Here is a 19,972-nt window from a genome sequence, read left to right on the forward strand (position 1 = left end):
CACTGGTCGAGTCACTGGTCGCGTCATGCGTCGTGTCACTGGTCGAGAATCAGGTTGATCTGGGCGTTGGTCTCGTCGAGGCCGCTCACCGGCGCGCCGTTGCCGTAGATGTCCTCCATCGCGGGCTGCATGAGCGCCGTGACGTCCGCCGCGTAGTTGGTGATCGGGTACGAGAAGGTCCGGAAGTTGTCCGTGTCGGCCACCGGTTCGGTGAAGGCCGAGACGTCGATGCCCTTCTTCTCGTACGCGGCGACGGCGGCCTCCGTGCCGGCCGGCGTCGCCGGGAAGACGACCCCGTACTCACCGACCACGGTCTGGCACTTGTCGGAGGCCAGATACGCCACCCACTTCCGGGCGCCCGCCTTGTTCTTGGAGGCCTTGGTGATGGAGTCGGCGAGGCCGTTCATCATGGTGGCACGCTTGCCGGTCGGTCCGGCCGGGGTGACGGCGGAGGCGATGTCCATGCCCTTGAAGCCTGTGTAGGTGGAGATCATCCAGGCGCCGTCGAAGGTGATGGCGGCCTTGCCCGCGGCGATCTGGGTGTTGGCCTGGTTGGACTGGACGTTGTAGTCGGAGAGGGGAACCATGTAGCCCTTCTCCGCGAGCCCGAAGTACCACTTGATCACGGACTGGAAGGTCTCGTCGTCGTACTGGTACTTCGTCCCCCAGCGGGCCTTGTCCGTGTAGCTCCACCCGGCCGAGCCGGCGAACGGGCTCCACTGGGTCTGCCCGTCGGCGTAGCCGCCGCCGTTGCTGGCCAGGCCGTACACCTTGACGTTGTTCTTGTCGAAGCCGGGCTCGTCGCCCCGCCTGCCCTTGTTGTCGACGGTCAGGTGGGCGATGGCCTTCTCGAAGGTGCCGCCGTCCTCGGGGTTCCAGGAGAGGTCGTTCAGCTCGTCGGCGGTGAGGCCCGCATCCTTCACCATCTTCTGGTTGTAGAAGAGCGCGACGGTGTCCCAGTCCTTCGGGGAGCCGTAGCGGTGGCCGTCCTGGCCGATCCAGTTGGCGGCGAGCCCTGGCTGGTAGTCGGACTCCTCGATGTCCAGGTCGTCGAGCGGTTCGAGGACCTGCAGATCGGCGAACTGGCCGAACTTCTGGATGTGGTCGGTGAACACGTCCGGCTGGGTGCCCGCGATGAAGCCGGCGGTGAGCTTGGTCCAGTAGTCGCTCCAGCCCAACTGGGTGATCTTCACCTTCAGTCCGGGGTTCTCCTTCTCGAACCCCTTCGCGCAGGCCTGGTAGGCGGGCAGCTGGTTGGCGTCCCACAGCCAGTACGTCACGGTGTTCGAGGACGCCCCGGTGCCGTCGCCCTGCGCGCACCCGGTCACCAGGGACAGCGTCAGCGCTCCGGCCCATGCGGTCAGCGTACGAAGTCGCATCAGTGGTCCCTCACTTGATCCCGGTGAAGCCGATGGAGCTGACGATGCGGCGGGCGGAGCAGGCGAAGAGCACGAGCATCGGGAGCGCGGCGATCAGCGTCGCGGCCGTGAGTCCCGACCAGTCCACGCCGGTCGCGGGGGTCTGCGCCCGGAAGATCGCCAGCGCCACGGTCAGCACCCGCGAGCCGTCGCTGTAACTGACCATCAGGGGCCAGAAGTAGTCGTTCCAGGAGGTGATGTATGTCAGCACGGCCAGCGTGAGGATCGGGGTGGACGCCATGGGCAGGATGACCCGGAAGAAGATCCTGACCTTCCCGGCCCCGTCCAGCAGCGCCGCCTCCTCGACCTCGTGGGGGATGTTCATGAAGAACTGCCGCAGGAAGAAGACCGCGAACGGGGTCATGAACAGGCTCGGCAGCGCGATGCCCAACAGGCTGTCCACCAGGTGGAGTTGTTTGATGAGCACGAAGTTCGGCAGCAGTGTGAAGATGGTCGGCACCATCAGCCCGGCCAGGAACAGACCGAACACCTTGTCCCGGCCCCGCCAGCGCAGCCGGGCGAACGCGTACGCGGCCATCGCGGAGAAGAAGATCTGACAGCCGGTGATCAGCGTCGCGACGATCACCGAGTTGAGCAGATACCGCCAGAAGTCGAGCCCGCCGCCCGCGCCGCCCTGCGCGATCGCCTCCTCGGCCGACTGGAGTCCCAGGGCTCGTTCGAAGCCGGTGGTCGTGAGATCGACGGGGAGCGGGTTCGCGGGGTCCGCGTTGAGCCCGGCGTTGGTGGAGAGCGCGGTGCGCAGGATCCAGTAGAACGGCAGCAGGGTGACGAGGATGATCAGGACGAGTACGGTCCAGGCGGTCGCCCTCCCGAAGGAGAATCGGCGCTTGGTCGGTCGTACGGTCGGCTGTGAGGTCGACGGTGCGGCGGGTGCCGCGGGTGTGGTCAAGGTGGCCATGTCGGTGTCTCCCTTCCGTCAGCCGAGGTCGCTCTGGCCGGCCCTGGTGAGCCGGTACTGCAGGACGGTGATCGCGCTGAGCACGACCAGCAGGGCGACGGACATCGCCGAGGCGTAGCCGAACTGGAAGCGGCCGAAGGCGGAGCCGTAGATGTAGAACTGGAGCACGTTGGTCGCGTTCGCGGGGCCGCCCGCCGTGGTCACCGCCACGGTGTCGAAGACCTGGAACGAGCCGATCACGGTCATGATCAGCACCACCGCCAGCACCGGCCGCAGCAGCGGCATGGTGACCCGCCAGAACATCCGCCACTCGCTCGCGCCGTCCACCTTGGCCGCCTCGTACACGTCGTTCGGGATCGCCTGGAGCCCGGCGAACAGCAGCAGCGCGGTGTAGCCGACGTGCCGCCACACATTGATCAGGGCGATGGTGGGGATCGCCCAGGTCTCGTCGGCGAGGAACGGGATGCGGTCGACGCCCAGAGCGCTGATGATCTCGTTGCCGATGCCGAGCTGGGTGTCGAGGATCCACAGCCAGACCAGACCGGCGACCACGTTGGACATCAGATAGGGCGTGAGGACGACACCCCGCAGCATGGCCGACTGCGTCAGCCGTTGCAGCAGTACGGCGATGGCGAGCGCGGCGACCGTCTGTACCCCGATGTTGAGGACCACGTACTCGACCGTGACCGTCAACGAGTCCCAGAAGATCGGGTCGTTGACCATCCGGACGTAGTTGTCGAGGCCCACCCACTCCGCCGGGGTGAGCAGGTTGAAGCGGGTGAAGCTCAGATAGATGCCCCGCAGTGTCGGCCAGAGCAGGAACACCAGGAAGCCGAGCATGGCCGGGGCGATGAAGACGGCGGCGAGGAGGCCGTCACCTCGCCGACGGATCGGTGGACTGTTGGAGGCGATGGTCATCGTGGCTCCCTCATCGGCGGCTCTGCCTCAAGGCCCGTCGGGCACTTACTTTTGCTGCGAAAGAATTGAGCCGTCAAGGGGTTCTGCGAACATCTTTTGGAGGGGGAGAGCCTGGCCTAGGATGTGCTTGTTACTTCCAGTGCGGAAAAAATACTGTGTGGGAGTCTGACGCTCATGACCGCTCTCGCCGCCAGTTGGCTGCCGCTCAGTCCCGGGGAACGCTCGGTGGCGATCGAGGTGCTCGTGCACGGACCGCTCTCGCGCACCGAACTCGCCCGGCGTCTCGGCCTGTCCGCCGGCAGCCTCACCCGGCTGACCAAACCGCTGATCGAGTCGGGGCTGCTGATCGAGACCGCCGAGGGCGCCGCGCTTTCCGAAGCCCGTCAGGGGCGCCCCTCGCAGCCGCTGGACATCGTCGCCGAGTCCCGCACCTTCCTCGGCTTCAAGGTCACCGAGGACATGGTGTACGGCGTGGTCACCACGCTCAGGAGCGACATCGTCACCCGGTACGACCGCCCGCTCACCACGCACGAGCCGGAGCGCGTCGCCGATCTGCTCGCCGGGATGGCGGCCGAACTCGCGCGCACCCACCCCTCACTCGCCGGCATCGGCATCGGCGTCGGCGGCCTCGTCCAGCACCGGGCGGTGGTCGGGGAGTCACCCTTCCTGGAGTGGCGGGACGTGCCCCTGGCCGAACTCGTCGAAGAACGCACCGGGTTGCCGGTGGTCGTCGAAAACGACGTGGCCGCGCTCGTCGAGGCCGAGACCTGGTTCGGCGCGGGCCGCGGCCTCGACCGTTTCGTCGTCCTCACCATCGGCGCGGGCATCGGCTACGGGCTCGTGCTGGGCGGCAAGCGGGTGCCCTGCGCCGAGGAGGACCGGGGCTTCGGCCGCCACTGGATCATCGACCCCACCGGCCCGCTCACCCCCGACGGCGAACGCGGCAGCGCCGTCTCCCTGCTGAGCATCCCCAGCATCCGCTACCAGGTCCAGGCCGCCACCGGACGCGAGACGACGTACGAGGAGATCCTCGCCGGGGCCGCCGCCGGTGAGCCCCTGCCGGCGCGGGTCATCGACGAGGCGGGCCGGGCGCTGGGCACGCTCGTGGCGCAGATCGCCAACTTCGTCATGCCGCAGAAGATCCTGCTCGCCGGTGAAGGGGTCGGTCTCATGGAGGTGGCGGGCAAGGCCGTCGACGAGGCCGTCCGCGCGTGCCGGCATCCGCTGGCGGCACCGGTGCCGCTGGAGACCAAGGTCTCCGACTTCCACGACTGGGCGCGGGGCGCCGCGGTGCTGGCCATTCAGGTGCTCGTACTCGGGACCGTGGAGCCCTAAACGCAGAGTGATCAGCTTCACGTTCCGTAATGTCCGAAGTGGGATCTTTACTCACACCGGCTTCACGTTCGAGGTCATATGGTTTACACCATGTCCACTACCCCTGATGTCGTCCTGGAAAGAACGGAACCGATCAGAACGGCCGCCGAGGTCAACGAGGAGATCCGGGCCCTGTGGTTCCGGAGCGGGGGGACGCTGAACAGGGAGCAGCGCAGTGAGTACGAGCGCCTTGTTCTGGAATGGGCCGCAGCCGAGTAGTTCCCCGGCTGCGGGCCCTGCGGGGCGCTAGCTCCAGCTCTGTGAATACTGGCGGCGATACGCCGCCCTGTCCTGTTCCGTGCGGATGAAGCGGGTCGCCGCCAGGGCCACCATGCTGCCGGCGATGACCAGGAGGCCCGGGCCCACGTTCCGGGGGTCGGCCAAGCGGTCGAGGATGTCCGAGAAGGCGCCGGCGCCGTCCACCGATTCCACCGCGCCCGGCTCGACGGCGCCCGGAGCCGCGGCGCCCTGGGAGCCGGCGTCCGCCGCGCCGGCGGAGGCGGTCGGCTGGGCGGCCTGGGGGAGGCCGGTGAGCTGGACGTCGAATTCCTCCAGTGCCTCGGTCAGCGGCTGGAAGAACGTCGTACCGCCCTGCGCGCAGTCGCCGTTGCCGCCCGAGGTCACCCCGAGCGCCACTCCCTCGGAGAACAGCGGGCCGCCGCTGTCGCCCGGCTCGGCGCACACCGTGGTCTCGATGAGCCCGCTGACCGTGCCCTCGGGGTAGTTGACCGTGGCGTCGAGACCGGTCACCTCGCCGTTGCGGAAGCCGCTGGTGCTGCCGCTGCGGAAGACCCGCTGGCCGACCGCCGCCTCACCGATCGAGGTGATCCGCACCCCCTGGCCGTCACCGACGGACACCACGTTGGACGAGTTGCTCGGGGCGTCCTGGAGGTACTGGACGAGCGAGAAGTCACCGCCGGGGAAGTTCGACTCGATCGTCCGGCCGATCTCCTGCTGGCCCTGGTTGTCCGCGAACCACACGGAACCCGCCGGGCCGCAGTGCCCGGCGGTGAGTATGAACTCGTTCTCGCCGTCGGTCACATTGAAGCCGATCGAACAGCGACCGCCCGTGCCGAAGATCGGCTGGGCGCCGTTGAGCCGCATCGTGTACGCGCCCCCGGTGCGCTCCATCCGTACGGACCCGCCGATTTCCTCGGCCAGACCCGTCAGTTCCCTCCAGTCCTTGGCGGACACTGTGCTGTCGGCCCGCACCACGACCTCGTTGGACGAGGGGTCGATCGCCCAGGAGGTGCCCGACACCCGGGGCGCCGAACGCAGCGCCTCCGTAGCGGACTTGAGATCCTCCGCGCTGTACTCGACCATCTTGGCGCGAGCCCCCGCCTGCTTGACCTCGGCCGCCGCCTCCTCGTCGGTGACCGCGACGACGGGGCTGCCGTCGTCGGCGATCCAGCTCCCCGCCGTACGGGAGGAGCCGAGCTCTTCCACCAGACCCGAGCCGGTGCCGGACGCCGCCAGCACCGAACTCCGGGTCGCGGGCGGCGAGGTGGCGGGTTCGGTCGCCATCGCCGCCTGCGTGACCATCAGGCCTCCGCAGAGCACTCCACCGATGGCTGTCAGCCGTGCCACTCGCTTCACGACTCGTCGTCGTGCGTGCCTCATTACCTGGCTCCCGAACCCCGTCCGACACGGCGTCAACACCGAGAGGACGTCCGGTTTTTGAGCGCCCTCCTTCTATACGTGCGGCGGTGGGCGCGTGTTCACCAGTCGGCGTCGACAAAACCCAACGTCCGGTTCATGGCGATCGCCCTCGCGTTGGCGGGATGATGCAGCGTACGGACGATGCTGACCCCGCACATCCCGGCGAACCCGATGCCGAAGGTCTTCATGGCCACCGAGATGCCCCGGCCCCGGTGGCAGGCCCGCACCCCCGTCATCTCGTTGAACACGAACCCGGACTTCCGCCGGTCCGACGTCGCCGCCATCCCGATCCACCGGTCACCGTCGATCGCCAGCACCACACCGCGCGGATCGTAGGCGGGCACCTCGAAACGGAGCCGGTGGTACTCGTCGTAGTCGAAGAACTCGCCGCGCCCCGGGATGTCCGCCGAGCACTCCTTGTTGAGTTCGTAGAGCGCCCGGCGGTGCTCCGGGGTGTCGCCGAGCTCGGAGAGCGTCGTCAGCCGGATGCCGGAGGTACGGCACTTGTCGACGTACGGCTGGAAACGCGCCAGATCGAAGTCGGTGACGTCCAGTTGCAGCCTGACCCAGTCGATCGTCATCAGCGCTTGCCTCCCACTCCGCAGTACATGGCAACTTCTTCCGGCTCCCCCGCCCGGGAGCCATCGCCGGCCTCCCGGCGCCAGCGGGAACACGACACGATCCCCGGATCGAGAACGTCAAGGCCGTCGAAGAAACGGGCGACCCCCTCCGGAGTGCGCTGCGTGATCCGCGGGGTGCCGTGCGCGTTCCACCAGGCGACCGCGGCGTCCACCTCGGTCAGTCCCGGAGCGGTGATGGTGTGCGAGAGCACCAGATGGCTGCCCGGGGGCAGCGCGTCGACGAGCCGGCGCACGATGCCGTACGGGTCCTCGTCGTCCCCGATGAAGATCACCACGCCGAGCAGCAGCAGGGCGACCGGACGGCCGAAGTCGAGGGTTCGCGCGGCTTGTTCGAGGATCGAGTCGACATTGCGCAGATCCGCGTCGACATGGTCGGTACGGCCCTCGGGCGTGCTCGTCAGCAGGGCCCGGGCGTGCGCCAGGACCAGCGGGTCGTTGTCGACATAGACGATCCGCGCGTCCGGGGCGATGCGCTGGGCAACCTCGTGGGTGTTCTCTGCCGTCGGCAGCCCGGTCCCGATGTCCAGGAACTGGCGGATCCCCACCTCGGCGGTCAGATGACGCACGGCCCGCCCCAGGAACTCCCGGTCCGCCCGGGCGTATTCGCAGATGGTCGGATGCAGCCGGCGTATCTCGTCCCCGGCCGCCCGGTCGACCTCGTAGTAGTCCCCACCGCCGAGCCAGTAGTTCCAGATCCGCGCCGAGTGCGGCCGCGTGGTGACGATGCGGCGGTTCAACGACGAGGAGGGGAAGTCCGAGGCTGCCGGGTTGTCCGTCACGGCATCAGCTCCTGGATCTTCGGTGATCTTCTGTGGAGATGCATAGTCAACGCGCAATGTAGACCCGACGGTTGGTCTTCGCCGCCACTTCGGCGATCTTCGCAGCCGCCAGGTGCGGTCGGTGCCCCCGGCCGTGCATCTCGCGCAGGAAGTGAACGATCGTCGAGACCCCTCTACCAATCAGTAACTTTCAGGTAGTCTCCCGGCCACTCATGGACATGACCATGACGAGCGCGGTGATGGTTCGACCAACCTCGCCGCTTTGACTTGAGAAGGGGACGAACATGACAGCAAGCGGTGCGGGGCGCCGTCTCACGACGGTCGCGGCGGTGGCGGTGCTCGGTATCGGCGGGTCGGTCACCGCCGCCGTTCCGGCGGCCGCGGCGCCGGCCGAGGCGGCGGTGAGCGCGGCCGCGGCCGCCGAGGTCGACTACGCGACCTGGCAGAAGGACGTGAAGGCCGTCATCGACACGGCGACGCCCTATGTGGAGCGGCGCACCGCGAACGCCTCCGGCCAGAAGCTCGCCATCGTCTTCGACATCGACAACACCACGCTGGAGACGCACTACACGCCCTGGTACCAGCTGCCCACCCCGGCGATGAAGCCCTCCCTGGAGCTGGCCGAGTACGCCAAGTCCCGTGGTGTGGACGTCTTCTTCGTCACCGCCCGCCCGGGCATCATCGAGAGCGTCACCGAGTGGAACCTGGAGACGGTCGGCTACCCCGTCGACGGCCTCTACGTGCGTGACCTGCCCGACCTGTTCGCCGAGGTCTCCGCCTACAAGACCGCCTCGCGCGCGGACATCGAGTCGGACGGCTACACGATCATCGCCAACGTCGGCAACAACACCACCGACCTGGTCGGCGGCCACGCCGAGCGCACCTTCAAGCTCCCCGACTACGACGGCCTGCTCGACTGACGATCCATAGGGCTTCACCGCCTCGTCGTCACCCGGGTGTACGGCCGCCGGTCACCGCCGGCGGCCGTACACCTAGACTCGCGCCATGGCCGATGTCACCTCGCTCGACGCGCTCGCCGGCGGCAAGTACCTGCTGATCACCACCTACCGCAAGAACGGCACCGCGGTCCCGACCCCGGTCTGGGTGGTACGGGACGGTGACGCGCTCGGGATCTGGACCGTCGCGGGCTCGTGGAAGGTCAAACGCATCCGCAACCGGGCCGATGTCCTCGTCGGCCCCTGCGATCTGCGCGGCAACCCCACCGGTGACTCCGTCCCCGGCCGCGCCGAGATCCTCGACGCGGCCGGCTCCGCCCGCTACCGCCGCCTCATCGCCCGCAAGTACGGCGTCCTCGGCCGCCTCACCCTCCTCGGCAGCCGACTGCGCAGGGGCGCGGACGGAACGGTCGGCGTCCGCGTCACGCTGACGAAGTGAGTCCCTGTAACCCCTGTCGCCCCTGTCAGGCGTAGAACGGGCCGGGAGTGCTCCAGGTCGTCGAGCCGAAGACGTTCGGGTCGTCGATGGTGACCTTCACGTTCGTCACCTTGAGCCCGTACTGGGTCGCCGTCATCCCCTCCGGGCAACTCACCTCCACCGCCGGGAAGTTGACGAAGAACGGCGGGCCGAAGTCCTGGTCGGGGTAGGTGCGGAACTGGCGGAGCAGCCAGTTGCTGTCCGGTTCGTAGTACACCGGCGACAGCGGCTGCTGTTCGGTGCGGACGACGAAGCTCGTGTCGTGGTCGAAGCTGCCGTCGGGCCGCAGGCAGCCGAAGGTGCGGGCCGTGTCGGCGTAGGCGGCGAAGTAGCCCCCGGTGCTGCTCAGTCCGGCGAGGTAGCCCGGCTGGTTGCGGACGTTGTGCAGCCGGACACCGAGCCCGAAGCCACCGCAGCCCGGTGTCGCCCAGTACTGATGGTACCGCAGCAGGCACTGGCGGTCACCGGAGGAGGCGTTCGGATCAGGGTTGTAGGGCTGGGGAACAACGGCTCGGCGGAACTCCACGGTCGCCGAGATGCCCCCTTCGGTGGGCGCCGGAATCTCGACCGTGTCGCTCGCCCGGGCCGCACCCGGCCCGGCGAGGACGAGCCCGGCCCCCGCGAGTAAGGCGACGGTCAGTCTTGCCAGTACTGCGCGCATGCTGCGCATATGTCGGATACCCCCTCGTGCACCAGGTGCACGCTCAGACAAACGGTGACATGAGCACGCTACTGGCGCAGGGGGCGCTCACTCGCCCAAACGCCCCAACCCTCACAAACGGAACGGTCTCAGCGGTCGTTCGCGTGCCCCGTCCGCCATGCCCACGCGGCGATCTCCACGCGGTTCCGGGCGGCGAGCTTCAGCTGGATGCTGGCGAGGTGCGTCTTCACCGTGGAGAGGGAGACGAACATCGACGCGGCGATCTCGGCGTTCGTGTGTCCGAGGGCCACGAGGCGTACGACGTCGAGTTCGCGGTCGGTCAGCGGCTCCTGCGGACGCGGGGCCTCGGGGCCGGCGGCCGCCGCGTCCGCCTCCGCCGTGACGTGCTTCAGCAGCCGGACCGTCACCGACGGCGACACCAGCGAGTCGCCCACCGCGGCCGCCCGCACCGCCTCGGCCAGCAGCGTCGGCCCGGAGTCCTTCAGCAGAAAGCCGCAGGCACCGCCGCGGAGCGCCCCGTAGACGTACTCGTCCAGGTCGAACGTGGTCACCACGACGACCCGCATGGGATCGGCGACACCGGGGCCGGCCAGCAGCCGGGTGGCCTCCAAGCCGTCCAGCTTGGGCATACGAATGTCCAGCAGGCACACATCGGGCCGCACCTCGCGGGCCAGCCGCACGGCCGTCTCGCCGTCGGCGGCCTCGGCGACGACGGTGATGTCCGGCTGCGCGTCGAGGAAGAAGCGGAAGCCGGTGCGGACCATGTCCTGGTCGTCGGCGATCAGGACGCGGATCGGGCTGCGGTCGGTCATGGTCGCATCATGCCGGTCAAGTGTGCGGGGAGCCTAATAGCTCGGTCGGGTTTGTGGGATGGCGGCTGCGGGTTGTGTGTGGCTGGTCGCGCCCACGCGGCGGAGCCGCATATCGATACAGCCCCGCGCCCCTTTGGGGGCTGCGCCCCCATCGAGGCGGCGCGGGGGCTCGCCTCGGCCGAATGGCCGGGCTTCACCGTCCGCCGGGCGCCGTCCCTCGGCCGTACGGCCGATACGTCGGACACCTGGGCTGCCTACTGTGAGCGGCGTGAACCTCACGCACGACATCCGCGTCCCCGCGAGCGACGACGCCGACCGGCCGGGCCGGAAGCCGCGGTCGGGCTGCCTGCGTACCGGCGGCATCGCCATGGTGGTCCTGTTCTGCATCGGCGACGTACTACTGCAGGGCACGAGCCATGCGCCCGTCTGGCCGCAGTTGCTCCTGCTCGCCATCGGGCTGGCCGCGCTGCTGTGGCCCGTCGCCCGGCGGCCCGCATGGCTCACTCCGGCCGTGCGGACCGGACTGCCGCCGCTCGCGGCCCTCGCGTACGTGGTGATCCTCGTCGGCGCAGGCAGGCCGGGGGCCTTCGGCCCGGGCGAGGCGCTGCTGCTGTTGTGCCTGCTGGTGGTCGCCGTCCGGACGTGTCCACCCCGGTGGGCGCTGGTGTGCGGAGCGCTCAACGGCATCGCCGTGCTCGCGCTGACGCTGCCGTACTTCGCTCTCGACCCCGACGACGGCGGCACCTTCGGGGCGGCGTTCGTGCTCCTGCTGCTGGTCGGCAGCGCGGCGGGACTGTCCGCCTACGTCCGCACCCTGGACAACCGGCGGACGGCCGCCGTCACGGAGATCCGCCGCGCCGAGCGGGTCTCCATGGCCGCCGACCTGCACGACTTCGTGGCCCACCACGTCACAGGGATCCTGGTGCAGGCCCAGGTCGCGCGGATGATGGCCGGCACCGAGCCCGAGCGAAGCGAGATGGGGGTCCCCCCGGACGAAGTCTGGGGGAGGCTGGACCCTGTCCTCGCGGGCATCGAGCGCGCGGCCACCGAGGCGCTTGCCTCGATGCGCCGTACGGTCGGGGTGCTGCGCGAGCACGAGGACGACCAGGCCGATGCCGCCGACCGGCGCCCGGTCGGCGACCTGGCGGGCATCTCCGAGCTCGTACGCGGCTTCGACGGCGTCGGCGGTGTCGACGGACACACGGCGCGGCTGGACCACGACCCGTCCGTCCCCGACGACCTGCCGCACGAGGTGCAGGCCGCCGCCTTCCGTGTGGTGCAGGAGTCTCTGACCAATGTCCGCCGGCACGCCGCCGACGCCACCGAGGTCACCGTCTCCCTCCGCTACGGCCGCGGCGACCTGGAGGTCTCGGTGCGCGACGACGGCCGGGGCGGTGCCCGGCTCCCGGAGGCGGCCCGGGGCGGCGGCTTCGGGCTCGTCGGCCTCACCGAACGCGTCACTCAACTCGGCGGCCGAATTCAGGCCCGCGCGCGTGAGGTCGGCCCCGGCTGGGAGGTCGTCGCCGTACTCCCGGCCACTCCGGCGGCCGCGAGGTGAGCTGAACCTCCGGGGCGGACTTCCCGTATCTCCTCACGGGGATGGCGGGAGACCGCGTGCACGGAAGGAGATCAGCGTGTCGATACCGCCCGAACCGGGGCAGACGACGAAACGCCGCACGATCGAGCCCACCTACGTCATGCGCCGACGCCGGACCGAGGCCCTGGCGGAGCTGCTGCGTGAGATGGAGCTGTACAAGGGGACGACCGCCCCGAACGACGAGTACGAAACCGTCGCCGTACCCCCGGTCACGGACGCGACCCCGCCCCCGGCGCGGGCGACCCCGCACCCGCCTGCGCCCCCGGCGCGCGAGCGGATCCTGCCCCGGCAGGAGGAGTACGAGACCGAGGAGCTGCCCCCGGTCATGGTCGGCGAGGACTTCGGCGCCGACGAGGTCGTCACCGGCGGGCGGCGGCCGCGGCGGCGCCCGGCACCCGGCGGCGGCAGCACGGGGCTCAAGCGCGCCGCGGTGATCGTCAGCGTCGGCGCGGCCGCCCTCATCGGCTTCGGCGCCGCCCTCCTCGTACCCGGCGGAGACAAGGAAACCGAGGCGAAGAACCCCACCCCGCCCCCGTCGGCCCCCGCGACCTCCGCCCCGGCCCGGAACGACGCCGTCGACCCCGACGGCCCCGGCACCCTCCGCGAGGGCGACACCGGCCCCGAGGTCACCGAACTCCAGGAACGGCTGCGCCGCATCCCCAACGTGTACGACGACGGCCCCACCTCGGGCCAGTACGACGTCGTACTCAAGGAGGCCGTGGCCCGCTTCCAACTCTGGTACGGCATCCGCGGCGACGAGACCGGCGTCTACGGCAATGACACACGCCAGGACCTCGAATCCCGCACCACCCTCTAGCCGCGCTGCGAGGCCTGGACCCCGTACGCCGTGGGGGTATCCGGGTTGTTGCCCCGCCCTGAACGGACCATCCTTGCCATATGGTGACGAAGGGGTCGGGTTCGTCCTCGGCTGCCCCGGGCGGTGACGCGATGGCCGTGGTCGACGCGTACGGCCTCGTCTCGGGGTGGAGCGAGGGCGCGCGGCGGCTCACCGGGTGGGCGGCGGAGGAGGTGACCGGGCGACCGGCGGCGGAGCTGATCGACGGTGATGTCCCGGCCGCCCGGCGCGCGCTGCTGGCGTTCGGCGACGCGCTGGTGACCCTGCGGTACCGGGACGGGCGGCGCCAGAAGATGGCGCTGCGGATGTGCCCGCTGTGGGGCGAGGACGGCCGGCGGCGTGGCTTGGTCGTCAGCGCGAACCCGAACCCGGACGAACGGGGCCTCGGCGAGCTGGCCTTCAGACAGGCGTCGATGGCCATGTCCGTCTTCGACACCGGGCAGCACTATCTGCGGATGAACGACTGGGCGTGCATGGTCATGGGGCAGCCCGAGGCGGAGTTCCGGCACCGCTACTTCCTCGACACCGTGGAGGACGCCGAGCACAGCCGTGGCTATCTGCGCCATATGGAGATCGTCGTGGAGACCGGACAGCCGGTCCACTACGAGAGCTGGACCCGTTCGCCGTCCGGTCGGCGCATGCACGCCTGGACCACCCAGATGTGGCCTCTGCGGAACCACGCCGGAGAGCTGGTGGGTACGGGGAACGTGTCGTTCGACAGCAGCGAGCAGTTCTGGGCGCGCCAGCGCCTGGCGATCCTCAACGAGGCCGCCGGGTCCATCGGCACCAAGCTCGACGTCATCCAGACCGCCCATGAACTCGCCGACCTGGTGGTGCCCCGGCTCGCCGATTTCGCCAGCGTCGACCTGCTGGAGTCCGTCCTCCAGGGCGAGGAACCCGAGACGGTCCCGATGGACAGCGGTGTGCAACTGCGCAGGGCCGCCCACCAGTCCCGTACCCCCGGTGTCCCGGAAGCGGCGATCGGCCTCGGCGCCGCCGATGTCTACCCCGCCTCCTCGCCACCCGCCCGCGCCCTGCTCACCGGCGAAGCCGTGCTCACCCGGACCGGCGATCACAACCTCGACACCTGGTTCGCCCGGCACGACGCCCGCTCGGCCAAACTCCGGGAGGCCGAGGACCACGACCTGTCCCTCATGGCGGTACCCCTGGTCGCCCGCGGCACCACCCTCGGCGTGGCCGTCTTCGTCCGCATGCTGACCCCCGAGTCCCCCGACGCCTTCGACCAGTACGACGTCTCCCTCGCCGAGGAACTCTCCAGCCGCGCGGCCGTCTGCGTCGACAACGCCCGCCGCTACACCAGGGAACGCACCACCGCGCTCGCCCTCCAGCGCAGCCTGCTGCCCAAGGCGATGGCCGGACAGGCGGCCGTCGAGTTCGCCTCCCGCTATCTGCCGGCGCTGTCGCAGGCCGGCGTGGGCGGCGACTGGTTCGACGTGATCCCGCTGTCCGGAACCCGGGTCGCGCTGGTCGTCGGCGACGTCGTCGGCCACGGCATCCGCGCCTCCGTCACCATGGGCCGGCTGCGTACGGCCGTGTGGGCGCTGGCCGACGTCGACCTGCCGCCGGACGAGCTCCTCACCCACCTCGACGACCTCGTCGAGCGCCTGGCGGCCGGCGACGGCACGGGCAGCGAGGAGATCGGCGCCACCTGTCTGTACGCGGTGTACGACCCGGTCGCCCGCACCTGTGCCATGGCCTCCGCCGGACATCCGCCGCCCGTGGTCCTACGCCCCGACGGCAGCGTCGAGGTCATCGAGGTGGCGGCCGGACCGCTGCTGGGCGTCGGCGGACTTCCCTTCGAGGCCACGGATTTGGAGCTGCCCGAGGGCTCGGTCCTCGCCCTCTACACGGACGGTCTGGTCGAGGCCCGGGACCGGGATGACGACACCGGCACCGCCGCCCTGTGCGCCACCCTGCAACGGTCGGTGGGCAGTCTGGAGAGCGCCTGCGACAGCGTCCTCAAGGAGCTGCTGCCCGACACGCCCGCCGACGACGTGGCCCTGCTGATCGCCCGCACCCGCGCCCTCGACGCCGAACAGGTGGCCGTGTGGAACCTGACCGACGACCCGGCGCTGGTCGCCAACGCACGCAAACTCGCCACCGAGCAGCTCACCCGCTGGGGCCTGGAGGAGTCGGTCTTCGTCACCGAACTCGTGGTCAGCGAACTCGTCACCAACGCCATCCGCTACGGCGGCGCCCCCATCCAGCTGAGGCTCATCCGCGACCGCACCCTCATCTGCGAGGTCTCCGACGCCAGCAGCACCTCACCCCATCTGCGCCGGGCCCGCACCTTCGACGAGGGCGGCCGCGGCCTGCTGCTCGTCGCCCAGCTCACCGACCGCTGGGGCAGCCGCCCGAGCGGCGTCGGCAAGACGATCTGGGCGGAGCAGGCACTGCTGCCGAGCCTGTGAGCACAGCTGTTGGGGCGCGCCTGTGAAAACGACTGTTGGGGGCAGCCGCAGCCACCCCCAACAGCCTTACGTGGGAAGCGAGTTACTTCTTCCGCAGGCGCACCGACACACCACGTGCCGTGAAGACCTGCTCGGCCGTCCAGCCCTCCTCGGCGACGCTGACCTCGGCGAACCGGCCCTGCACCGCCCGCGCCTCGATGACCGCCACCTTGCTGCCGTCACGCGGCGCCTGCTCGGAGTCGAAGCGGATGACCAGCTTGCTGCCCTTCTCCAGGACCGCGCGCCCGTCCACCACGAGGGCGGCGTCGGCGCCCCGGTCCAGCGTCACGTCGAGGACACCGGCCTGCGCGTACCCGCCGCGGACCCGGACGGTGTGGTCGCCCGTGCGCAGGGTGCCGCCCGCCACCTTCACGTCACCGCGGCCGAAGGCCTCCTTCGAGCCCGCGGCGAGCACACCCGCCTGCACGGTGGTGCCGCCCGTGTACCGGTTGGAGCCGGCCAGCGTCAGCGTGCCGCTGCCACCCTTCACGAGACCGCCGGAGCCGGAGATGTCGTTGCGCCAGGTGTCGGCCGCGTGGAAGCCGCCGAGCGCGGCGTCCATCGTGACGGTGACGTCCGAGCCGAAGGCGCCGTACGCGTCCGCCGCCGCGAACAGGTTGAGCCGTCCCCACTGCTCCCAGCCGTCCAGCAGCACATACCCGGACGGCAGCGCGGTCGTGCGCAGCACCTCGCGCCGCTGCGCCGCGTCGAGGTACGGCAGCCGCGTCTCCAGCAGGACCTCGGCGCCCTTCGGCACGGTCAGGTCCTCGGAGCGGCCCTTCCGGGTCAGCACGTACGTCAGCTTCGGCTCGACCAGGCGCGCGTTGGCCCTGCGGTCGGCGTACGGGTCGCTGTCGGTGTCGGCCGAGTGCGCGTACGCGTACAGCGTGTCGGCGGTGGTGCCCGTCTTCGCCCGCAAGTACTCGGCGGCCTGCTTGACCGCGGCGGCCTTCAGCTCGGCGTTCTTCGGGTCGGCGAGCGCGGCGGCGGCCAGGGCCGTGGCCATGACGCGACCGCCGATGACGTCGAGCGCGGAGTGCATGCCGGAGACGATCCGGTCGTGGCTCGCCTCGAAGGCGCGGGTCACCAGCTCCTGGAAGCGCTCCGGTACGGCATAGGCGTAGGCCAGGGCCGCCAGGTGGAGGGCGTTGGTGTGACCGCTGGGGAAGCCGCCGTCCGTGGCCGCGTCCTCGCCGCGCTGCCGCAGCAGCTGGGGGGCGACGATGACGTCGGAGTCGTACACCGGGAACCCGAACTCGTCGGTCTTGCCGGTGTCGACGACCTCGCTGTTCTCGTTCATCCGCCAGGGGCGCGGGTACTGGTAGGAGAACTTGGCCGGGTTGCTCGACGCGAACGGTCCACGCACGGTGTTGACGAGCTCGGCCACCTTCCCGAGCTCGGACGTGGTCGAGCCGGCGCCGTTCGCGGATCCGGCGGGGGCGTCGGCGGGGACGGAGTCGCTGATCTTGCCCGCCGGGGTGCCGTCCGGGGCGGAGGTGATCGCGGTGACCGCCTTGGCGCCCGTCCGGTACAGCTCCGCGAGGGGGCCGAGACCGCTGATCACCGAGTAGCTCTGGTGCTGCCGGTCGGTGATGAACGCCTCGCGCGCCTGCGCCTCGGTGCGCCGGGCGGTGACACGCACGCTGTACAGCATGTTGGCGCGCGACACCTCCGGCATGAGCGGGGTGCCGGTGTTCCAGGCGTCCCCGGTCTTCCATATCTCCGCGAAGCCGCCAAGGGCACGGACGACCGCGTTGGTCTCGGGGGTGAGATTCGCAGTGATGTTGGTGGTGTAGTCGTCCACGAACGGCTTGAACCCGGTCGCGGCCTTGCTCTCGGCCCCGGAGGCCTGCCATACGGTCCCGAGAGTCGGAGCGGCGATCAGGCCGGCCGAGACGCCGAAGGAGGTCCTGAGGAAGACGCGCCGGTTGAGCCTGTGTTGCCCGGCAGATGACGGCATGGAATGCCGCTCCTTTCGCGGTGGGGTGATCGTGCGGGCTGAGCGTGTGCTTGACGTGTGACCGGTTGATGTCCGGTCGGCGACGGATCTGTGATCAGGGGGTGACCGGTCGGAGGAGAGATCGTGCGAGCGCCACCGCCCCCTCGACCGGCGGTACTTGCAGGGGACGTGGCCGTGCGGCGGGCACGGAGTCGGCCAGCGCGGTGGCGAAGGCCGAGTACAGGGCGGGCCGGCGCAGGATCGTACTGCCGGCGACCACCACGTCGTCCACGGCGACCCCGCGCGAGGCGAGCCGCCCGACGAGCGAGGCGAGCGCGCGACCCCCGTCGGTGATCACCCGGTGGGCGAGGACGGAACCCTCCTCGGCGGCCTCGAACACCACGGGCGCGTGCCGCCCCCAGTCGGCGGACACCTCCGTGGCGCTCTCCAACGCCCCGCCCAGGGCCGGGACTTCGCCCACCCCGAACGCGGCGACGAGCCGGTGGGCCAGTGCGCCGGGTGCTTCGCCCCGGTCGTGGGCCGCCCAGACGGCGCGGGCCGCCTCGCGGACCAGACCGGCACCGCCGCCCTCGTCACCGAGGACCGCGCCCCAGCCACCGACCTGGACCGAGGTCCCGTCGGGCAGCCTGCCGACGGCCACCGAACCGGTACCGGCGACCAGGCCGACCCCCTGGCCCAATCCGGCGGCGGGGACGAGCAGTTCGGCGTCGCCCACGATCAGACACGGCACCTGAAGCCGTTCCTGGAGGGCGAGCCGTATCCCCTCGCACTGCCGCGGGGTTTCGCAGGCGTGCGCACCGACGGCCACGGCGGCCGGGACGGTGTGCGCGGGCAGCACCTCCCCGACCAGCGCCGCCAGCCACGCGGCGGCGGACGCCGGGTCGTGCGGCCGCCAGCCACGGCTCGGGCGCACATGGTCGGCCACACAGTCCGTCCCCGTGACGGCACGGAGACAGGTCTTGGTGCCGCCCACGTCGATACCGACGGCGGCCGGGGTGGAGTCCAGCACGGGGTCTCTTTCGTCGTTGCGATGCGATGGCGCCGCGACGGCGGGCGAGCCGTGTCCGGACACGCGGAAAGAAAGTCTGTCGGGAAGCCCCGGGACGGGCCTCTGCTGGTGCGGCAGGCGAGTACCGCTTGACTTCGTTAGGAAATTAACTAACGAATAGAGGGGCGTCAAGCGGTCCGGAACCGGAAACCGAGACGATTCCGAGCGGCCGGCCGCCGCGGTACGACTGGGGAGAACATGAACCTGAGCGAGAGCGCCCGCGCCGTGTTCGCCGTACTGGCCGAGGCGGGCACCGCGACCCGCCCCCAGCTGGCGGCGGGGGCCGGGCTGTCCAAACCGACGGTCTCCTCCGCCGTGGCCGAACTGGAGGCCGCCGGCCTGGCCGCCTGCTCGGGCACCGCCTCCGGCGGCACCGGCCGTTCCGCCGCCGTCTACGGCCTCGGCCCGGCCGCCGGTGCCGTGCTCGCCGTCGACCTCGGCCCCAGCCGGACCCAGGTGCGCGGCTGTGCCCTGGACGGCACCCTGCTCGCCCAGGGCACCGGCTCCCGACCGGACGCCGCAGGGGTCGTCTCCGACATCCTCGCGCAGCTTCCGGAGGGCGCTCCGCTGCGGGCCGTCGTCGTGGCCGTCGGCGACGTCACCATCCAGGCCGGGGAGGGGGAGCGCCCCGCGACCGCCAAGGCGGGCCCCGCCTTCGACGCCATGGCCGTCGCCCTGCCATCAGGTGTGCCGGTCCACCTGGAGAACAACGTCAACTGCGCCGCCCTCGCCGAACTCCACGAGGGCGCGGCCCGGGGCCGGGACACCTTCGGCTACCTGCGCATCGGCGTCGGTATCGGCCTGGGTGTCGTCATAGGCGGCCAGGTGTTGCGCGGCGCCAACCACGCCGCCGGTGAGGTCGCCCGACTGCCCTACCCCTGGGACGAGGACCGCCAGCCACGCCACGAGGGCCTGGAGGCCCATCTCGGCGCACGCTCCCTGTTGCGCCGGGCCTCCGACGCCTGGTGCGACGGTGACGGCCCCCGACCGCGTACCGTGGAGCGGCTCTTCGCTCTCGCCGACGGGGGGCACACCACCGCCCACGCGGTCGTCGGCCATCACGCCGCCGAGATCGGTCGGCTCGCCGCCGCGGCGACCGCCGTCCTCGACCCCGGCCTCATGATCCTCGGCGGAGACGTCGGCTCGAACCCGCAGCTCCTGCCCGGTGTACGCGCCGAACTGGCCAGGCTCAGCTGGCCCACCGAGGTCGTGAGCAGCGCCCTCGGCGGCAGCGGCACCGTCCTCGGGGCCACCGAGCTGGCCGTGGCCCGCGGAATCCAAACCGTGACCGAGGGGGTGCCGGTGAAGCATTGACGGACTCCACCCGCTTCTGCCAATGTCCGGACAAGCGCTTTCTAAGTCGGCCGGGACGCCGGCTTGGAGCGAGCGTCCCGCCCGTACTCGACGTACGGCAACCGCACGAGG

At 70.6% G+C, this 19,972-nt stretch carries 18 protein-coding genes; 8 read left to right on the forward strand and 10 right to left on the reverse strand.

What is annotated here, in order from left to right; genetic code table 11:
- Positions 1-35: 35 nt before the first annotated feature.
- The 3 genes from F3T56_RS27715 to F3T56_RS27725 are packed head-to-tail and all read right to left on the reverse strand — an operon-like array spanning position 36 to position 3,255.
- Positions 36-1,379 (reverse strand): ABC transporter substrate-binding protein, encoded by a 1,344-nt coding sequence (locus F3T56_RS27715; protein WP_149828090.1) that lies wholly within the window; start codon positions 1,377-1,379, stop codon positions 36-38.
- Positions 1,380-1,389: 10 nt separating this feature from the next.
- Positions 1,390-2,337, reverse strand: coding sequence for a carbohydrate ABC transporter permease (locus F3T56_RS27720; RefSeq protein ID WP_149828091.1), 948 nt, complete (start codon positions 2,335-2,337; stop codon positions 1,390-1,392).
- 18 nt (positions 2,338-2,355) lie between these two features.
- On the reverse strand, positions 2,356-3,255 hold the full coding sequence (locus F3T56_RS27725) for a carbohydrate ABC transporter permease (RefSeq protein WP_149828092.1): 900 nt from the start codon (positions 3,253-3,255) through the stop codon (positions 2,356-2,358).
- Positions 3,256-3,429: 174 nt separating this feature from the next.
- Here F3T56_RS27725 and F3T56_RS27730 point away from each other — a divergent pair, with 174 nt between their 5' ends.
- On the forward strand, positions 3,430-4,590 hold the full coding sequence (locus tag F3T56_RS27730; RefSeq protein ID WP_149828093.1) for an ROK family transcriptional regulator: 1,161 nt from the start codon (positions 3,430-3,432) through the stop codon (positions 4,588-4,590).
- A 90-nt stretch (positions 4,591-4,680) separates the two neighbouring features.
- Positions 4,681-4,848: a hypothetical protein gene (locus F3T56_RS46425; protein WP_229913705.1), complete on the forward strand. Its 168-nt coding sequence runs from the start codon at positions 4,681-4,683 to the stop codon at positions 4,846-4,848.
- 27 nt (positions 4,849-4,875) lie between these two features.
- Here the strand turns inward: F3T56_RS46425 and F3T56_RS27735 are convergent, their stop codons facing one another.
- The 3 genes from F3T56_RS27735 to F3T56_RS27745 all read right to left on the reverse strand — a co-directional run bounded on the left by F3T56_RS27735 (position 4,876) and on the right by F3T56_RS27745 (position 7,708).
- Positions 4,876-6,249 (reverse strand): S1 family peptidase, encoded by a 1,374-nt coding sequence (locus F3T56_RS27735; RefSeq protein ID WP_172639168.1) that lies wholly within the window; start codon positions 6,247-6,249, stop codon positions 4,876-4,878.
- Between the two features lie 98 nt (positions 6,250-6,347).
- Entirely contained in the window at positions 6,348-6,869 is a 522-nt protein-coding gene (locus tag F3T56_RS48265) for a GNAT family N-acetyltransferase (protein WP_172639169.1), read from the reverse strand.
- Positions 6,869-7,708 (reverse strand): SAM-dependent methyltransferase, encoded by an 840-nt coding sequence (locus tag F3T56_RS27745; protein ID WP_149828095.1) that lies wholly within the window; start codon positions 7,706-7,708, stop codon positions 6,869-6,871. The genes F3T56_RS48265 and F3T56_RS27745 overlap by 1 nt, the downstream gene beginning before the upstream one ends.
- 284 nt (positions 7,709-7,992) lie before the next feature.
- Here F3T56_RS27745 and F3T56_RS27750 point away from each other — a divergent pair, with 284 nt between their 5' ends.
- A complete protein-coding gene (locus tag F3T56_RS27750; protein ID WP_149828096.1) occupies positions 7,993-8,628 on the forward strand; it encodes an HAD family acid phosphatase in 636 nt (211 codons plus the stop codon).
- An 85-nt stretch (positions 8,629-8,713) separates the two neighbouring features.
- Positions 8,714-9,103: a PPOX class F420-dependent oxidoreductase gene (locus F3T56_RS27755; RefSeq protein ID WP_149828097.1), complete on the forward strand. Its 390-nt coding sequence runs from the start codon at positions 8,714-8,716 to the stop codon at positions 9,101-9,103.
- A 25-nt stretch (positions 9,104-9,128) separates the two neighbouring features.
- Here the strand turns inward: F3T56_RS27755 and F3T56_RS27760 are convergent, their stop codons facing one another.
- Positions 9,129-9,803 carry a hypothetical protein gene (locus F3T56_RS27760; RefSeq protein ID WP_149828098.1) on the reverse strand — a complete coding sequence of 225 codons (675 nt, stop codon included), beginning with the start codon at positions 9,801-9,803 and terminating at the stop codon, positions 9,129-9,131.
- 128 nt (positions 9,804-9,931) lie between these two features.
- The gene (locus tag F3T56_RS27765; protein WP_149828099.1) at positions 9,932-10,615 is read right to left on the reverse strand and encodes a response regulator; all 684 of its coding nucleotides are present in this window, start codon (positions 10,613-10,615) and stop codon (positions 9,932-9,934) included.
- A gap of 268 nt (positions 10,616-10,883) precedes the next feature.
- On the opposite strand from F3T56_RS27765, the gene F3T56_RS27770 reads away from it, so the two are divergent.
- The 3 genes from F3T56_RS27770 to F3T56_RS27780 all read left to right on the forward strand — a co-directional run bounded on the left by F3T56_RS27770 (position 10,884) and on the right by F3T56_RS27780 (position 15,500).
- A complete protein-coding gene (locus F3T56_RS27770; protein ID WP_425473632.1) occupies positions 10,884-12,173 on the forward strand; it encodes a sensor histidine kinase in 1,290 nt (429 codons plus the stop codon).
- 76 nt (positions 12,174-12,249) lie between these two features.
- Positions 12,250-13,029, forward strand: coding sequence for a peptidoglycan-binding domain-containing protein (locus F3T56_RS27775; RefSeq protein WP_246203928.1), 780 nt, complete (start codon positions 12,250-12,252; stop codon positions 13,027-13,029).
- An 80-nt stretch (positions 13,030-13,109) separates the two neighbouring features.
- Entirely contained in the window at positions 13,110-15,500 is a 2,391-nt protein-coding gene (locus F3T56_RS27780) for a SpoIIE family protein phosphatase (protein ID WP_149828100.1), read from the forward strand.
- A gap of 82 nt (positions 15,501-15,582) precedes the next feature.
- Here F3T56_RS27780 and F3T56_RS27785 read toward each other — a convergent pair whose 3' ends face one another.
- A complete protein-coding gene (locus F3T56_RS27785) occupies positions 15,583-17,499 on the reverse strand; it encodes a phosphatase PAP2 family protein (protein WP_149828101.1) in 1,917 nt (638 codons plus the stop codon).
- Positions 17,500-17,593: 94 nt separating this feature from the next.
- The gene (locus F3T56_RS27790) at positions 17,594-18,508 is read right to left on the reverse strand and encodes an N-acetylglucosamine kinase (protein ID WP_149828102.1); all 915 of its coding nucleotides are present in this window, start codon (positions 18,506-18,508) and stop codon (positions 17,594-17,596) included.
- Between the two features lie 237 nt (positions 18,509-18,745).
- Here F3T56_RS27790 and F3T56_RS27795 point away from each other — a divergent pair, with 237 nt between their 5' ends.
- A complete protein-coding gene (locus F3T56_RS27795) occupies positions 18,746-19,861 on the forward strand; it encodes an ROK family protein (protein ID WP_149828103.1) in 1,116 nt (371 codons plus the stop codon).
- Positions 19,862-19,972 lie beyond the last annotated feature (111 nt).

The organism is Streptomyces tailanensis (assembly GCF_008386495.1).
In the GTDB taxonomy this organism is placed as follows: domain Bacteria; phylum Actinomycetota; class Actinomycetes; order Streptomycetales; family Streptomycetaceae; genus Streptomyces; species Streptomyces tailanensis.

Excerpts from the sequence above, each read along its gene's own strand:
- F3T56_RS27715 (WP_149828090.1), bottom strand. The coding sequence starts at position 1,379 with ATGCGACTTCGTACGCTGACCGCATGGGCCGGAGCGCTGACGCTGTCC.
- F3T56_RS27720 (WP_149828091.1), bottom strand. The coding sequence starts at position 2,337 with ATGGCCACCTTGACCACACCCGCGGCACCCGCCGCACCGTCGACCTCA.
- F3T56_RS27725 (WP_149828092.1), bottom strand. The coding sequence starts at position 3,255 with ATGACCATCGCCTCCAACAGTCCACCGATCCGTCGGCGAGGTGACGGC.
- F3T56_RS27730 (WP_149828093.1), top strand. The coding sequence starts at position 3,430 with ATGACCGCTCTCGCCGCCAGTTGGCTGCCGCTCAGTCCCGGGGAACGC.
- F3T56_RS46425 (WP_229913705.1), top strand. The coding sequence starts at position 4,681 with ATGTCCACTACCCCTGATGTCGTCCTGGAAAGAACGGAACCGATCAGA.
- F3T56_RS27735 (WP_172639168.1), bottom strand. The coding sequence starts at position 6,249 with ATGAGGCACGCACGACGACGAGTCGTGAAGCGAGTGGCACGGCTGACA.
- F3T56_RS48265 (WP_172639169.1), bottom strand. The coding sequence starts at position 6,869 with ATGACGATCGACTGGGTCAGGCTGCAACTGGACGTCACCGACTTCGAT.
- F3T56_RS27750 (WP_149828096.1), top strand. The coding sequence starts at position 7,993 with ATGACAGCAAGCGGTGCGGGGCGCCGTCTCACGACGGTCGCGGCGGTG.
- F3T56_RS27755 (WP_149828097.1), top strand. The coding sequence starts at position 8,714 with ATGGCCGATGTCACCTCGCTCGACGCGCTCGCCGGCGGCAAGTACCTG.
- F3T56_RS27760 (WP_149828098.1), bottom strand. The coding sequence starts at position 9,803 with ATGCGCGCAGTACTGGCAAGACTGACCGTCGCCTTACTCGCGGGGGCC.
- F3T56_RS27765 (WP_149828099.1), bottom strand. The coding sequence starts at position 10,615 with ATGACCGACCGCAGCCCGATCCGCGTCCTGATCGCCGACGACCAGGAC.
- F3T56_RS27780 (WP_149828100.1), top strand. The coding sequence starts at position 13,110 with ATGGTGACGAAGGGGTCGGGTTCGTCCTCGGCTGCCCCGGGCGGTGAC.
- F3T56_RS27785 (WP_149828101.1), bottom strand. The coding sequence starts at position 17,499 with ATGCCGTCATCTGCCGGGCAACACAGGCTCAACCGGCGCGTCTTCCTC.
- F3T56_RS27795 (WP_149828103.1), top strand. The coding sequence starts at position 18,746 with ATGAACCTGAGCGAGAGCGCCCGCGCCGTGTTCGCCGTACTGGCCGAG.